At 73.2% G+C, this 15776-nt stretch carries 12 protein-coding genes and 1 riboswitch; all 12 genes read right to left on the minus strand.

All coding sequences use genetic code 11. The features are described from left to right. Positions 1–4: 4 nt before the first annotated feature. Complete coding sequence (locus FB554_RS12075) at positions 5–1060, minus strand: LLM class flavin-dependent oxidoreductase (RefSeq protein ID WP_142006405.1); 1056 nt, start codon at positions 1058–1060, stop codon at positions 5–7. Further along, a complete protein-coding gene (locus tag FB554_RS12080; RefSeq protein ID WP_142006407.1) occupies positions 1057–2172 on the minus strand; it encodes an LLM class flavin-dependent oxidoreductase in 1116 nt (371 codons plus the stop codon). Before FB554_RS12080 ends, FB554_RS12075 begins: the two co-directional genes overlap by 4 nt. Beyond that, entirely contained in the window at positions 2162–4069 is a 1908-nt protein-coding gene (locus tag FB554_RS12085; protein WP_142006409.1) for an FAD/NAD(P)-binding protein, read from the minus strand. The genes FB554_RS12080 and FB554_RS12085 overlap by 11 nt, the downstream gene beginning before the upstream one ends. After that, positions 4066–5073 (minus strand): ABC transporter substrate-binding protein, encoded by a 1008-nt coding sequence (locus tag FB554_RS12090; protein ID WP_142006411.1) that lies wholly within the window; start codon positions 5071–5073, stop codon positions 4066–4068. The genes FB554_RS12085 and FB554_RS12090 overlap by 4 nt, the downstream gene beginning before the upstream one ends. A 17-nt stretch (positions 5074–5090) precedes the next feature. After that, positions 5091–5900: an amino acid ABC transporter ATP-binding protein gene (locus tag FB554_RS12095; protein WP_142006413.1), complete on the minus strand. Its 810-nt coding sequence runs from the start codon at positions 5898–5900 to the stop codon at positions 5091–5093. Continuing rightward, positions 5897–6901, minus strand: coding sequence for an amino acid ABC transporter permease (locus tag FB554_RS12100; RefSeq protein WP_142006415.1), 1005 nt, complete (start codon positions 6899–6901; stop codon positions 5897–5899). The genes FB554_RS12095 and FB554_RS12100 overlap by 4 nt, the downstream gene beginning before the upstream one ends. Positions 6902–6946: 45 nt before the next feature. Beyond that, entirely contained in the window at positions 6947–8008 is a 1062-nt protein-coding gene (gene ssuE, locus FB554_RS12105; RefSeq protein WP_142006417.1) for an NADPH-dependent FMN reductase, read from the minus strand. A 29-nt stretch (positions 8009–8037) separates the two neighbouring features. Further along, entirely contained in the window at positions 8038–8997 is a 960-nt protein-coding gene (locus tag FB554_RS12110) for a transporter substrate-binding domain-containing protein (RefSeq protein ID WP_211344595.1), read from the minus strand. A gap of 202 nt (positions 8998–9199) precedes the next feature. Further along, positions 9200–9314, minus strand: a riboswitch (SAM riboswitch). A 233-nt stretch (positions 9315–9547) separates the two neighbouring features. Then, positions 9548–13144: a transcription-repair coupling factor gene (gene mfd / locus FB554_RS12115; protein WP_142006419.1), complete on the minus strand. Its 3597-nt coding sequence runs from the start codon at positions 13142–13144 to the stop codon at positions 9548–9550. Positions 13145–13255: 111 nt separating this feature from the next. After that, positions 13256–14074 carry a phosphotransferase gene (locus FB554_RS12120; protein WP_236022383.1) on the minus strand — a complete coding sequence of 273 codons (819 nt, stop codon included), beginning with the start codon at positions 14072–14074 and terminating at the stop codon, positions 13256–13258. Next, positions 14071–14685 carry an aminoacyl-tRNA hydrolase gene (gene pth, locus FB554_RS12125; protein ID WP_236022384.1) on the minus strand — a complete coding sequence of 205 codons (615 nt, stop codon included), beginning with the start codon at positions 14683–14685 and terminating at the stop codon, positions 14071–14073. The genes FB554_RS12120 and pth overlap by 4 nt, the downstream gene beginning before the upstream one ends. Positions 14686–14941: 256 nt before the next feature. Beyond that, positions 14942–15646 carry a 50S ribosomal protein L25/general stress protein Ctc gene (locus tag FB554_RS12130; RefSeq protein WP_142006421.1) on the minus strand — a complete coding sequence of 235 codons (705 nt, stop codon included), beginning with the start codon at positions 15644–15646 and terminating at the stop codon, positions 14942–14944. Positions 15647–15776 lie beyond the last annotated feature (130 nt).

Here is a 15776-nt window from a genome sequence, read left to right on the forward strand (position 1 = left end):
CTTGTCACGCCGCCCGATCGCTCCACACGCGCGAGGGGAAGGAGCGCCGCAGCGCGGGCACGACCTCGGCCACGAACAGCTCGGCGCCGCGCCGGATCACCGGCTCGGGCACCCCCGGCACCTCCAGCGGCACGCCGGTCAGCTCGTGGCCGAACGCCTCGCGGTAGCGACCGATCTTGTCCAGCACCTCCTCGGGCGAGCCGACCAGGGCCGACCCCTGCTCGAGGAACTCCTCGAGGGTGCGGAACGGCAGCCGGTTGTGCCGGGCCCCGGGCGAGTCGAGGAAGGCCCGGAAGGCCGGTTCGTACGCCCGGCGCGCGTCCTGGGAGCGCGGCGCCACGACCAGCGCGATGAACCCGGCGCCGACCACCGCGTCGGCCGGGTCGTGCCCGTGCGCCGCGAACCGCTCGCGGTAGTGGTCGATGAGCGCGGCGTAGGTGCGCATCGGGTGAAAACCGTTGGCGGAGAACAGCGGCTCGCCGAACCGCGCGGCCAGCTCGGTCGACTCCGTCGACGAGGCCGACCCGTGCCAGACGGGGATGCCGGGTTGCTGCAGCGGGCGCGGCTGGGTGGTGGCCTCGACCAGGTCGGGGCGGAACCGCCCGCTCCAGGTCACCCGCTCCTCGCGCAGCAGGCGGCGCAGCAGCTCGTACTTCTCCCGGTTGCGTTCCCACTGCTCGTCGAGGTCGTAGCCGAACAGCGCGTTCTGCTCGGGGTCGTTGCCCTTGCCGATGATGATCTCGAGCCGGCCGCCGCTCAGCTGGTCGAGCGTCGCGTAGTCCTCGGCGACCCGCACCGGGTCCAGCAGCGACAGCACGGTCACCGTGGTGAGCAGGCGGATGCGCTCGGTCCGGGCGGCGACGTACGACAGCAGCACCGGCGGCGAGGACGAGAGGAACCGTTGCGCGTGCCGCTCCCCCACCCCGTAGGCGTCGAAGCCGAGCTGCTCGGCCCAGCGGGCCTGATCGACGACGTGCGCGAGCCGGTCACGGGGGCTGAGCTGCACCCCCGTGACCGGGTCGGGGCTGTTGTCGACCAGCGTGTAGCTGATCAGCCTCACGCGGGGACCCGCTCGCCGGCTGCGCGCTCGCGCTCGGCGACGGCCTGGCGCACCAGCGGGATGACCTGGCGGCCGAAGTCGACGGCGGTCTCGTGCAGGTCGTAGCCGCGGGCGGAGAAGATGCGCACGCCGAGGTCGTAGTAGTCCAGCAGCGCCTCGGCCACCGTCTCGGGGGTGCCGACCAGCGCGGTCGAGTTGCCGCCGCCGCCGGTCGCCCTCGACGTCGCGGTCCACAGCGCGCGGTCGTGCCGCTCCCCCGACTCGGCCGCCGCGAGCAGCCGCTGGGAGCCGGCGTTCTCCGGCGTGGACCCGTTGCGCCGCAGGCGACCGCGCGGGGAGTTGCCGACCGCGGTCAGCGCCTCGATCTCGCTCAGCGTGCTCTCCGCCTTGGCCCAGGCCAGCTCCTCGGTCGCGCCGAGGATCGGCCGGAAGGCGACCTGGATCGTCGGCAGCGGGCGGCCCGCCGCCTCGGCCGCGCGACGGATCGTCTCGATCTGCTCCCGGGTGCCGGCCAGCGGCTCGCCCCACAGGGCGAACACGTCGGCCTCGCTGGCGCCGACGTCGTACGCCGCGGGCGAGGACCCGCCGAAGCTGATCCGGGGGCGGGGCTGCTGCACGGGCTTCACGTCGGCCAGGAAGTTCTCCAGCTGGTAGTGCTCGCCGGCGAAGTCGAACGGCTCGTCGGAGGTCCACGCCTGCTTGAGGATCTGGATGAACTCGCGGGTGCGGCCGTAGCGGTCGTCCTTGGCGAGGTGGTCGCCCTCGGCGGCCTGGTCGGCGGTGCTGCCGCCGGTGATGACGTGCACCTCGACCCGGCCGTCACTGATGTGGTCGAGCGTGGCGAGCGTCTTGGCGGTCAGCGTCGGGGCCGCGGTGTTGGGCCGGTGCGCGACCACCAGCCGCAGCGAATCCGTCTGTCCCGCAAGGAAAGCCGCGACCTGGGCCGGGTCGGGCGACCCGGAGTGGTAGGCGAACAGCACCCGGTCCCAGCCGTTGTCCTCGTGCGCGCGGGCGAGCTTCGCGGCGTACCTGAGGTCGAGCGCCCCGCCGGAGCGGGCGCGGGTCTCGGTGCCGTCGTGGTTGGCGGCCATTCCCAGGAACTCAACTGGCATGACGGTGCTCCTTCGTGAGGGTGGTGGTGTCTTCGCCGGCGCGCGCGAGCCTGCCGAGCAGGTGTCGCGCAAGCCGGTCGTTCTGCCGCAGCGCGGGGCCGTCGAAGCCGGGGCGGACGAAGCCGCCGCTGCCGACGCTGCCCGAGACCGCGGGACCGACGAGGAACCGGTCGGGGTGCGCGCTGCCGTCGGCGCGCACCGCCCGGCACTCCTCGTCGGACGTGAGCTGGCCGGCGACGAGCCGGCCGGTGGTGGGGTCGTGCACGCCTTCGGCGCGCAGCTCGCCCGAGGCGACCAGCCGACGTACGACGGGGTCGGTGACCCGCGTGACGTCGGGTCGCGGGAGCCTCGCCTCCACGAGCGCGCGGGCCCGCACCGGGGCCGGCACCGCGGGTGAGCGTGCGACGAAGCCGCGCTCGGCGAGCTCGACCTCGACGTCGGGGCCGAGGAAGCGCACGACGCCGGCCCGGTGCAGCGCGAGCAGCTCCGCGAGGCGCCGCGGCGGGGGGCCGCTCGCGAGGTAGGAGAAGAAGCCGTGGAACTCGCGCTCGAAGCGAATCACCCTGTCGGCGCTGGAGATCCGGCCCTGCCGCGCAAGCGTCGCGAGCACGGCGTAGATCGACAGCAGCCCGTCGAAGACGGCGCGGTCGCTGGAGCGGGAGGCGTCGGCGCGGCGGGCGATGTCGGCGCGCACGTGGGCGACGACGTCGGCCTCGAGCGCCTCTCCGGAGTCCCATGCGCGCCCGCCCAGGGGGCGGTCGAGCAGCCACAGGTCGAGCCGGTCGGCGGGGTCGGGCACCTGCCGCTCGACGGCCGCGAGCAGGGTGGGCGAGCCGGGCGGCTCGGTCGCGATCGCGCGCTCGAGGTCGCGCCACGCGCCGCGGGTGCGCTCGGGGTGCGCGCCGAACAGGCGGCGGTAGTGCAGGTCGGTGATCTCGCGCTCCACGAGCGGGCGCAGGTGCTCGTCCCAGTCGAGCGTGCCCACGTCGGGCAGCGCGTCGACGCGCAGGTGGTGCAGGGCGACCGGGCCCTGCGCGCCCACGTCGTAGCCGAGCTTGGCGCGGTAGGGCACCCCGCGCGTCGAGCCGACGTGCAGCACCGGCTCTCGGCCGCTCGGGTGGTAGGTCAGGTCGTCGCCGGTCCCGGTGAAACGCCCGCCGCGGCCCTCGCCGAGCAGGACGAACAGGTCGACGAAGGCCAGCCCCATCCCCCGCACCAGCACCGGCTCGCCCGGGCGCAGCTCGCTCAGGTCGAGGTCGGCGGTGTGCCCGGTGGGGACGTACGTCAGCCCGCGGCCGTCGGCGGCCGCCTGCCACACCCGCTCGGTCGGGCTGGGTCGCTGGGCGAGGTAGCCCTGGGCGAGCACCACCGCGTCGGCGTCGAGGGGTGGCCCGTCGGCAAGGGTCACTCGCTGGCGGCCGTCGTCGAGGTCGTCGAGGGCGACCGCCGACGTCGCGTGGTGCACGACCTCGACTCCCTCGGGGAGCCGGTCCAGCGTGCGGCGCCAGGCCCACCCCAGATACTCCGCCTGGACGGCGCGGGGTGCGAACTCCGTTGATCTCATGGGCTGCTCGCGCTCGAACCACCCGTTCTGGTGCAGCGTCTCGCGCCCCTCGCCGACGGCCCACTCGGCCAGCGAGGGACCGTCGTCGACCGGGCCGTCGCAGGTCACCGACGCGTCGGTGAAGATCGTGACGTCCTCGGCCAGCGAGTTCATCCACAGCAGCCGCGACTGGGCGTGCCGCCAGATGCGGCCCCCGCCGGGCGGGTGCGGGTCGACGACGTGCACCCGCAGCCCGAGCCCCGGGGCGACCTCGGCGGCGTTGGCCGCGAGGCGCATCAGCACCCCGAGGGCCCGCGGGCCGCCGCCCACCACGACGAGCGATGCGGCGCTCATGAGGTCGGTCGGTCCGGGAGGCCGGGCGGGTTGAGCTCGGACTTCTTCACCGACTCGCCCGCGAGGCCCCAGCGCTGCAGGATCTTGGCGTAGGACCCGTTGGCGATCGCCTTGTCGAGCGCCGCCCGCACCACCGGGGTCAGCCCGTTGCCCTTCTTGCTCAGCGTCCCGACCTTGCCCTGCACCGGGTAGCTGGAGGAGACGGTGCCCGCGATGCGCGTCGTGCCGCTGGTGGCGACGTGGTAGGTCGCGGTCGGGTTGGGACCGAGGAAGGCGTCGATGCGGCCCGAGGACAGCGCGAGGTAGTAGTCGGCCGTGTTCTGGTAGTAGACGATCTTGATCGGCGCCCGGCCGGCCTTGCGGTTCTCGTCGTTCCAGCGCAGCAGGATGTCCTCCTGCAGCGTGCCGGAGCTGACGGCGACCCGCTTCCCCGACACGTCCTTGGCCGACCGCACCTGCAGCTTCGAGGTCTTCGGCACCTCGAAGGCGTGCAGCCCGAGGCGATAGGTGGCGAAGTCGTACTTGCGCTTGCGCTTCTCGCTCACGCCGATGTTGGCGATCGCCAGCTCGTAGCGGCCGGAGTCGACGCCCACGAACGTGTTCTCGAACGACGTGGTGCCGATGCGCGGCTCGAGCCCGAGGGTGTCGGCGATCAGGAAGGCGATGTCGACGTCGACCCCGGCCGGGGTCTTGTTGTCGGTCGCGAGGAACGACAGCGGCGGGGTGCCGCCCGCGGCCGCCGAGTTGCCGATCGCCAGCGCCCCGTCGCGGCGGATCGCCGCGGGGACCTGCCCGGCCAGCTTCGCGTCGTAGGTGCCCTTGACCCGGCCGGCCTGACCGGGCGTGGTGTCGTAGCGCACGACCTGCGCGGTCGCGGCGCCGCCACCGGGCTGGGTGACGGTGGCCTCCGCCTGCTTCTCCTGCGGGTCGGCGCAGCCGGCGAGGCCGACGGCAACAACGGCGGTCGCGGCGAGGATGGCTCGAGTTTGCTTGCTATTGCTCATGATCGGTGTCCTTGGGGTCAGCGGAAGCGGCGCAGGAAGGCACGCGTACGTTCGTGGCTGGGGGCGTCGATGACGCTCGCGGGCGGTCCGACCTCGACCACCCGGCCGCGGTCGAGGAAGACGACGGTGTCGGCGACGTCGCGGGCGAACCCGATCTCGTGGGTGACCACGACCATCGCGACACCCTCGTCGGCGAGGCCGCGGATGACCTCGAGCACCTCGCCGACCAGCTCGGGGTCGAGCGCCGAGGTGGGCTCGTCCAGGAGCAGCACCGCCGGCCGCAGCGCGAGGGCGCGGGCGATGGCGACCCGCTGCTGCTGGCCGCCGCTGAGCTGGCGCGGGTAGGCCCCCTCCTTCTCGGCGAGGCCGACGCGCGCGAGCAGCGACCGGGCGAGCTCGGTCACCTCCGACCGGTCGCGGCGCTGGGCCGACACCGGGGCCTCGACGACGTTCTCCAGCACGGTCAGGTGCGGGAAGAGGTTGAAGTCCTGGAAGACGAACCCGATCTTCGAGCGTTGCCGTCGCACCTCGCGCTCGGGCAGCTCGTGCAGGTTGTCGCCGGAACGGCGGTAGCCGATGAGCTCGCCGTCGACCCGGATCAGCCCGCCGTCGACCTTCTCCAGGTGGTTGACCGTGCGCAGCAGGGTCGACTTGCCCGAGCCGGACGGTCCGATGATGGCGGTGACGCTGCCGTGCGGGACGGTGAGCGACACGTCGTCCAGCACCAGGTGGGGCCCGAATCGCTTGGAGACGGAGTCGATCTCGACGAGCGGCTGGCGGTTCTGGGGATCGGTGGTCTCGGTGGTGGTCGTGGTCTCGGCGGTCATCGGATCTGTCCCGTCCGTGCGGTCTGGGCGCCGGCGCGCCACTCGGCGGCCTGGGAGCGCAGGCGCTGCAGCGGCGTCGGCGCCTGCGCCTCGCGGGAGCTGCCGCGGGCGTAGCGGCGCTCGAGGTAGTACTGCGCGACGGACAGCACCGTGGTGAGGACGACGTACCAGATGGTCGCGACGATGAGCAGCGGCACGACCTGCGAGGTGCGCCCGTAGATCACCTGCACCTGGTAGAAGAGCTCGGGGATCGCGAGCACCGACACGATCGAGGTGCCCTTGAAGAGGCTGATCACCTCGTTGGTCGCGTTGGGCAGGATCGAGCGCATCGCCTGCGGAAGGACGATCCGGAAGAACTGACGACGGCGCGAGAGCCCTAGTGCCGCAGCCGCTTCCAGCTGCCCCTGGTCGACCGAGCCGATGCCTGCGCGGACGATCTCGGCGGAGTAGGCGGCCTGGTGCAGGGTCAGGCCGAGCACGGCCGCGCCCATCGCCCCGATGGCGGTGCTGGAGTCGATGGTGACCAGCTCGGGGCCGAACGGGACGCCGAAGCCCAGGCGCGGGTAGAGGTAGGCGATGTTGAACCAGAACAGCAGCTGGACGATGAGGGGGACCGACCGGAAGACCCAGACATAGGTCCAGGCGGCGCCGCGCAGCACCGGGCTGCCCGACAGGCGCATCGCGGCGAGCACGACGCCGAGGGCGAACCCGAGGACGGTGCCGAGCACGGTCAGCCAGATGGTGATGCCCAGCGCGTTGATGACCGTCCGGGAGAACAGGTAGGACCCGACCGTGCCCCACTCCCACGCGGGGTTGGTCACGAGGCCGTTCACCAGCTGCGCGAGCAGCACGGCCACCACGGCGGTGGCCACCCAGCGCCACGGGTTGCGGCGCGGGACGACGGTCAGGGACGAGCTGCTCGCCGGCGCCTCGGCACGCGGCGGCGGGGCGGCCGCGGCGTCGCGCGCGGGGCCTGCGCGCAAGGTGGACGAGGTTGACATGGGTTCTCCTTCAACGGGATTCGGCTGAGAGCGGCGGGGACCGACTCAGCTGGCGAGGGTCTGCACCGAGGTGACGAGGGGCTTCTCGAAGGCGAGGTGGCCGAGCTCCTCGGGGTCGGCGTGCAGGTCGAACTGGGGGGCGTAGCCGGCGGCGAGGTAGAGCCCCCGCGCCTCGGGCTGGCGGGGCCCGGTGGTGAGGAAGATGCGGTGGTACCCGAGGCGCCGGGCCTGCTCCTCCAGCTCCTGCAGGACACGACGACCGAGGCCTTGCCGGCGGGCGTGGTGGGCGGTCCACATCCGCTTGACCTCGGCGACGCCCGGTTCGCGCCGGCGGATCGCACCGCCCGCGACCACCACGCCGGCGCGCTCCAGCACGACGAACGCACCGTGCGGGGCGTCGAAGTCGGTCACCGGCACCTCGACCAGGCGCTCGTTGACGCTGTCGCGGGCGTAGCGGGTGCCGTACTCCACCTGCAGCTCCTCCAGCAGCGGGCGCAGCACGGGGTCGTCGACGGGCACGACGCGCGCGGTCACCTCGGCCGGCCGGTCGGTCGCGGGGGCAGCAGCCTCCGCCGGCCGCCCCTCGAGGCGGGCGACGAACGCCGAGGCGACGGCGCCCAGGGCGGCGAGCACCTCAGGGGCGAGCACGGCTCCGCCGCCCTCGTGCAGGCGCACCTGCTCGGCGAGGACGAACCGCCCGCCCCCGACGTACGCCGGCTGCAGCGACCGCAGGACCGGCGCCAGCGCGTAGTCACCGACCAGGGCGTGCGCCAGGCTGCCCCCGGTGACCAGCGGCAGGACCGCCTTGCCGGACAGCGCGTCCCGCGGCAGCAGGTCGAGGAACGCCTTGAGGAGACCGGAGAACGACGCGCGGTAGACGGGCGTGCCGACGATGACGGCGTCGGCCCGCTCGATCGCGGCGACCGCGTCGGCCACCGCCGGCGCCGTGGGGTCGGCGCGCAGCAGCGGCTCGGCCGGGAGGTCACGCAGGGCGATGGCCTGCACCTGGTGGCCACGCACCGCGGCGCGCCGGGCGACGTGGTCGACGACGGCGTCGGTGCGCGACGGTGCGGTCGGGCTGCCGGTGATCGTGGCGATGAGTGCCATGTGCGGATTCCCTTTGTTCCGAAGGCGATTCAGGACTTGGGCAGACCGGGCGGGTTGACCAGGGAGCGCGGCACGGCGTCGGCCTGCACGCCCCAGCGGTCGAGCACGGCGCGATAGCTGCCGTCGGCGATCGCTGCGTCGACCGCGGCGGCGAAGGCGGGCGCGAGACCCGACCCCTTCTTGCTCAGCACGCCGATGAGTCCCTGCCGCGACCCGCCGCCGGAGAAGCGGCCGATCTCGACCGTCTGCTTCGCGGTGTCGATGTGGTAGCGCACGTTGGGGCTCGGCCCGACGTAGGCGTCGATCTGGCCCGACTGCAGCGCGAGATAGCGATCAGCCGGGTTCTGGTAGTAGCGGATCGTCGCCCGGGGCCGCCCCGCCTTGACGTTGGCGGCGTTCCAGTCGACCAGGATCTTCTCCTGGTTCGTGCCGGACCCGACGGCGAGCGTGCGCCCCGCGATGTCGGCCCCCGACCGCACCCGCCAGGTGGCGCCCTTCTTGGCCTCGACCGAGATGTCGTCCTTGCGATAGGTGGCGAAGTCGTACTTGGCCTTGCGCTCCTCGGTCACGGTGACGTTGGACAGCACCGCGTCGAAGGTGCCGGCGTCGACCTTGAGGAAGAGGTTCTCCCAGGAGGTGACCGGCTGCTCGACGCGCAGGCCGAGGATCTCGGCGAGCAGCCGCGCGAGGTCGACCTCGACCCCGGTCGGTGTCGTGTTGTCCTCGGCGAGGAAGGCCAGCGGCGGGGTGCCGCCACCGCCCGCGGCGTTGCCGATGACGATGCTGCCGCGCTCGCGCACGGCGGCCGGGAGCCGGGCGGCCGCCGCCGCGTTCTTCGCGCCGGTCACGCGCTGCGCGCCGCTGCTGGAGCCCGCCGCGCGGGTCGCGGCGTTGCCGGGGTCGGCGCACCCGGCGAGGGCGCCCCCGGCGAGCAGGGTCAGGCCGCCGGCGAGCAGGGTGCGGCGGTCGAGAGAAGGGTTGGACGTCACGGAGGGTTCCTTCGGACGGACCGGCGGGCGGGCGTACGCTCGCGGCAGCCGGTGCGGGATCGCCGACCTGTCGGCGGATCCCCTTGCAGGACAGGGACTTTCGGGGTCTACCTGTCAGCGACAGAGGTCGCTTGCCACCTGCAGCAGATCGATGTGGCGACGGCGCACGAGGGCCTGGTTGCCGTTCATCCGTGAGTCTCCTGGATCGCGCTTGCGCGGCCGCTGCTGCGACCGAGCCAGGTCGTCACCCGGAGCACCCCACCGCGTCGGAGGGTTGCTGGCCAGCGAGCCGGGGCTTCGCGCTGACGCTCAAGACCTAACGAGAGATTATGGAATCCATTGCGTGGCGACAAGGAGGCCCCGCGGTCGTCTCGCCTGTCGAGAGCCCCACCACCCGGACAGGACCCCACCCGGCCACGAGACCCACCCCCACCCGGGCATGAAGCCGGGTTACGTGCGTTTGACCTCAATGCATGGGGGTCAAATGCACGTAACCCGGTTTCATGCGGAGTTGCGGGGGTCCGAGGGGCGGGGCGGGGGCGGGGGCGGGTCAGGCTGCGGCGGCGCTGTCGAGCAGCACCTGCTCGATCAGCTGGCGTGCCCACTGCAGCACCTCGGTGTCGCGCAGCGGGCGGCCGCCGACGGCGGCGGTGCGCGGGGCGGGCACCAGGATCTGGTGCATCGCCTCGCGGATGACCGTCCCCTTGTAGAGCCGCTGCAGCCGCAGCGCCTGGCTCTCGCGCAGGTCGACCGGGGAGAACCGCACGTTCTTGCCCTGCACCGCGATGTCGCTGATGCCGGCGCGGCGGGCCACCGTGCGCAGCCGCGCCACCTCGATGAGGTGCTGGGCCGGCTCCGGAGGCGTGCCGTAGCGGTCCTCCAGCTCCTCCACGATCGCGGCGAGCGCCGCCTCGTCCTCGACGGTCGCGAGCTTCTTGTACGCCTCCAGCCGCAGCCGCTCCCCCGGCACGTAGTCGTGCGGCAGGTGGGCGTCGACCGGCAGCTCGATCTTCACCTCCGACGGCGGCTTCTCGGCCGTGCCGTCGGAGCGGAAGTCGGCGACCGCCTCGCCGACCATGCGGACGTACAGGTCGAAGCCGACGCCGGCGATGTGGCCGGACTGCTCACCGCCGAGCAGGTTGCCCGCGCCGCGGATCTCCAGGTCCTTCATCGCGACCTGCATGCCCGCGCCGAGGTCGGTGTGGCTGGCGATCGTCTCGAGCCGGTCGTGCGCGGTCTCGGTGAGCGGCTTGTCGGGCGGGAACAGGAAATAGGCGTACGCCCGCTCGCGGCCGCGCCCGACGCGTCCCCGCAGCTGGTGCAGCTGGGAGAGGCCGAGCACGTCGGAGCGCTCGACGATGAGGGTGTTGGCGTTGGAGATGTCCAGGCCGGTCTCGACGATCGTGGTGCAGACCAGCACGTCGGAGCGGCGCTCCCAGAAGTCGACGACGACCTCCTCGAGCCGCTGCTCGCTCATCTTCCCGTGCGCTGTGGTGATGCGGGCCTCGGGCACCAGCTCGCGCAGCCGGGCCGCGGCCTTCTCGATCGACTGCACCTTGTTGTGCACGAAGAAGACCTGTCCCTCGCGCATCAGCTCACGCCGGATCGCCGCGGTGATCTGCTTCTCGTCGTACCCGCCGACGAAGGTCAGGACCGGGTGCCGCTCCTCGGGCGGCGTTGCGAGAGTAGACATCTCGCGGATGCCGGTGACCGCCATCTCGAGCGTGCGCGGGATCGGCGTGGCCGACATGGCGAGCACGTCGACGGCCGTGCGCAGCTGCTTGAGCTGCTCCTTGTGCTCGACGCCGAAGCGCTGCTCCTCGTCGACCACGACCAGGCCGAGGTCCTTGAACCTGATCTCGTTCGACAGCAGCCGGTGGGTGCCGATCACCAGGTCGACCGACCCGTCGGCCAGCCCCGCGATGACCTCGCGCGCCTCCTTGTCGGACTGGAAGCGCGACAGCGAGCGCACCGTCACCGGGAAGCCGGCGTAGCGCTCGGAGAAGGTCTGCTGGTGCTGCTTGACCAGCAGGGTCGTCGGCACGAGCACCGCGACCTGCTTGCCGTCCTGGATCGCCTTGAACGCCGCGCGCACCGCGATCTCGGTCTTGCCGTAACCCACGTCGCCGCAGATCAGCCGGTCCATCGGCACCGACTTCTCCATGTCGGCCTTGACCTCGTCGATGCTGGAGAGCTGGTCGGGCGTCTCGATGTAGGCGAAGGCGTCCTCCAGCTCGCGCTGCCACGGGGTGTCCGGCGCGAACGCGTGACCGGGCGAGGCCATCCGCGCGGAGTACAGCTGGATCAGCTGCCCCGCGATCTGGCGCACGTGCCGGCGGGCGCGCGACTTGGTCTTTTGCCAGTCCGACCCGCCCAGCTTGTTGAGCGTGGGCAGCTCGCCACCGACGTACCGCGTGACCTGGTCGAGCTGGTCGGTCGGCACGAACAGCCGGTCGCCGGGCTGGCCGCGCTTGCTGCTGGCGTACTCGACCACGAGGTACTCGCGGGTCGCGCCGGCGACGGTGCGCTGCATCATCTCGACGAACTTGCCGACGCCGTGCTGCTCGTGCACCACGAAGTCGCCCTTGCGCAGCTGCAGCGGGTCGACCACGTTGCGCCGGCGCGAGGGCATCTTGCGCATGTCCTTGGTGCTGCCGCCGGTGGCGCCGGCCGCGCCCGTGAGGTCGGCCTCGGTGAGCACGACCAGGTCGCAGGTCGGCAGCGCGAAGCCGTGACCGAACGAGCCGGTCGCGACCTCGACCGTGCGCGGCTGCAGGTCGGTGAGCTCGCGCACGGGAATGTCGTTGTCGCGCAACACTTCCGAGACCCGCTGCCCCAGCCCCGCACCCTCGGTGACGACGAGCACGCGGCGGCCGGCCTCGACGAACGAGCGCAGGTCTGCGACGGCCTGCTCCGTGTTCCCCCTGTACGCCGGCACCTCCTCGGTCGGGACGGTCACCCGCTCCCCGGGCAGGGAGTCCTCGACGAACTCGGCGAGGTCCTCGTCGCTGGCGAACGACGACAGCGACCACCAGGGGCGCCCGGTCTCCAGCGCGTGCTCGCGCAGGTCGGCGAGACCCCAGTAGGACGCGGTGCCGAGCACCGACTCCAGGTCGACGGGCACGGCGTTGCCGGCGGCGGCGTTGGCCCACGACGCCTGCAGGAACTCCTCGCTGGTCGCGACCAGGTCGTGCGCGCGGGTGCGCACCCGCTCGGGGTCGGACAGCACCACGTGGGTGCCCTCGGGCAGCACGTCGAGCAGCGTCTCCATCCCGTCGGCGAGCAGCGCGGGCATGAGGGACTCCATGCCCTCGACCGCGATGCCCTCGGCGACCTTGTGCAGCAGGTCGGCCACGCCGGGCAGCTGCTCGGCGAGCTCGGCCGCGCGCAGGCGTACGTCGTCGGTGAGCAGCAGCTCGCGGCACGGCGGCGCCCACAGCCCGAGCTCCTCGGGGGCGCCGGCCTCGTCGGCGGCGATGGTGCGCTGGTCGGCGACCTTGAAGTGGCGCACCTCGTCGACCTCGTCGCCGAAGAACTCCACCCGCAGCGGGTGCTCCTCGGTGGGCGGGAAGACGTCGACGATGCCGCCGCGCACGGCGAACTCGCCGCGCCGCTCGACCATGTCGGTGCGGGTGTAGGCCGCGGCGGCGAGCGCCTCGACGACCTGCTCGAGCGGGCGCTCGTCGCCCACCTGCAGCGCGACCGGCTCGAGGTCGCCGAGGCCCTTGGCGATGGGCTGCATCAGCGCGCGCACCGACGCGACGACGACCTGCAGCGGGCCGTGCTCGGGGTCGCCCTCGACGGGGTGCGCGAGGCGGCGCAGCACCCCGAGCCGGCGGCCGACGGTGTCGCTGCGCGGGCTCAGCCGCTCGTGCGGCAGCGTCTCCCAGCTGGGCATCTCGGCGACCGCGCCCGCGGGCAGGAAGGTGCGCAGCCCCGCCGCGAGGTCCTGCGCCTCGCGCCCGGTGGCGGTCACCGCGAGCACCGGCACCGGCCGCTCGGCGCCGGTGGCGATCAGCGTGGTGAGCGGCGCGCGGGCGCCCGGCGCCGCGGCGACGTCGACCACGGCGGAACGACCGACGTGCTCGAGCACCCGGCGCACGGCCGGGTCGGTGGCGAGGACGTCGAGCAGCGGGCGGAGGCTCACGGGGCTCCTTGAGCGGTGGGTGGGGCTGGCACGAGACAGCACGAAGGCCCCACGTCGCGCACGGGACGGGCGGTCACGCGGAGCGGGTGGGGTGGGTGCTGCGCGCCCAGTCTACGCGCGGGCCAGCCGGCGCAGCTGCGGCAGCCGCTCGCGCAGCCGGGCCAGCGCCCGGCGCATCGGCTCCGGCTCACCGGTCGTCCGATGCAGCGCGATCATCCCGGGGTCGCCGGCGGCGACGGCCGCCAGCACGCCGCGGATCGCGAGCTCGACGCGGTCGACGGTCGCGTCGAGCAGCGCCTCGGCGTCGACCCCCTCCCCGCCGTACGCCCTCGCCAGCACCCCCAGCCGGCGCACCGTCCACTCGTCGGGCAGCCGGCGTACGAGCGGGGCGGCCTGCCAGGCCAGCCACCCCAGCTCGAGCCGCGGCGTCGTCGGGCCGGCGAGGTCCCAGTCGAAGACCCCGGCCAGCTCGTCGCCGTCGAAGCAGATGTTGTAGGGCGCGATGTCGTTGTGCCCCACCAGGATCGGGCTGTCCGCGCCGAAGAACCGCCACGGCCCGGGGTGGCTGAACCCGGCCACCGCCTCGTGCAGCTCGCGCGTCCAGCGGGCCACCGACACCAGCTGGGCGTCGGTGAGCAGCTCGGTCTCGACGTCGACGATGCGCCCGGGCAGGAAGTCGAGCACCTCGCGCCCCTGCTCGTCGAACCCGTGCACCCGCGGCACGCAGCGCAGCCCCTCGAGGTGCGCCAGCAGCGCGTGCACGGCGGGCGTCCACGGCCCGGTGGTGCGGCGCACGGTCTGACCCACCTTCCACGCACCGCCCACGTTGCCGCCGGGCAGCCGCACCTCACCGGGCACCTCACCCGCGGCCCCGCCCGCGACCTCGCCCGCGGCCTCGCCCGGGGTCTGCGCGGGGGGCCGGGCGGTCATCGGGCGTGGACGACGTTCTGCGCCGCGGTGAGCCCGTCGTGCACGACCCGCTCTACCGCGTCGACCGTGTCGGGCAGCACGAACTCGAGCTCCTTGCGCTCGGCGGCGGAGAAGTCCTTGAGCACGTAGTCGGCCGGGTCCATCCGGCCCGGCGGCCGGCCGATGCCGACGCGCACGCGCAGGTAGTCCTTGGTGCCGATCGACTTGCTGATCGAGCGCAGCCCGTTGTGCCCGCCCTCTCCCCCGCCGCGCTTGAGGCGCAGCGCGCCGAAGTCGATGTCGAGCTCGTCGTGCACGACCACGAGCCGCTCGGGCGTGACCTTGAAGAACTTCATCAGCGCCGACACCGGGCCGCCCGACTCGTTCATGTACGTCATCGGCACCGCGACCACCGCGCGCGGACCGGGCCGGCCGCCGGCGAGGGTGCCGATGCGCAGCTCGGCGGCGTGCGCGCGGGCCTTGTGCTGACGCAGCGGGGTGCCGGCGTCGGCCGCGAGCTGCTCGATCGCCATCGCGCCGACGTTGTGCCGGTTGCCGGCGTAGCGCGGACCCGGGTTGCCCAGCCCCACGACCAGCCAGGTGTCGCTGCCACTCGCCACGGGTTCGCTCACGGCGAGCCAGTATGCCCGGTGCGGCGAGGTGCGCCGCGCGAGGTCGTACGTCACAACCCCCGATATCGGCCTCCGTCGCAGGGGAATCGCGATCTCGGACGTCACAACCCCCGATATCGGCCTCCGCTGCAGGGGAATCGCGATCTCGTACGTCACAACCCCCGATATCGGGCTCAGGTGCCGGATCCGGGGATGACGCGCGTGAGGCGCACCGGCCAGTCGCCGGTGCGCCTCACGTACGTCCTGCTGGAGAGGGTCAGCCCTCGTCGGAGTCGGACTCCTCGCCGTCGGAGTCGCCCTCGCGCTCGGACTCCTCGCCCTCGGCCTCCTCGCGCTCGGCGGCCTCCTCGTCGGACTCCTCGTGCTCGATGCCGGCCTCGGCCTCGGCCTCGGCGAGCTCGGCCTCCAGGGCCTCCTCGGAGATCTGCTGGGTGATGTTGACGATCAGCAGCTCCTCGTCGGCGAGCAGCGTGGTGCCCGCGGGCAGCTCGACCTCCTTGGCGAGGATCTGCGAGCCGGCCTCGAGGTCGTCGACGTGGACGGTGAACAGCTCGGGGATGTTCGTGGCCTCGGCCTCGACCTGCAGCGAGGCGTTCTCGAGCGTGACGACGGTCTCGGGAGCGGCCTCGCCCTCGATGTGCACCGGCACGTCGACGGTGACCTTCTCGCCGCGGCGCACGATGACCAGGTCGACGTGCTCGATGAACGGCTTGATCGGGTCGCGCTGGACGTCCTTGGCCAGGGCCAGCTGCTCCTTGCCCTCCAGGACGATGGTGAGCAGGGCGTTGACGTTCTTCAGCGCGAGCATCGTCGCGTGGCCGGGCAGGCTCACGTGGACGGGGGCCTCGCCGTGGCCGTAGAGGACGGCGGGGATCTTGTCGGCGCGGCGGATGCGGCGGGCGGCACCCTTGCCGAACTCGGTGCGGGTCTCCGCCTCGAGGCGGTTCTCGGTCTGGGCCATGTCGGTCGGCTCCTGGATCAATCGGATGGGTGGCCGGTTGATCGGATCGAACCGGCCTCGGGGGCGGCGGCCTCGACGCGGGACGCGTCACGCGGGTCGGATCACGCACGGACGCCCGGCGGACGTCGTG

Source organism: Barrientosiimonas humi, from assembly GCF_006716095.1.
GTDB classification, from domain to species: domain Bacteria; phylum Actinomycetota; class Actinomycetes; order Actinomycetales; family Dermatophilaceae; genus Barrientosiimonas; species Barrientosiimonas humi.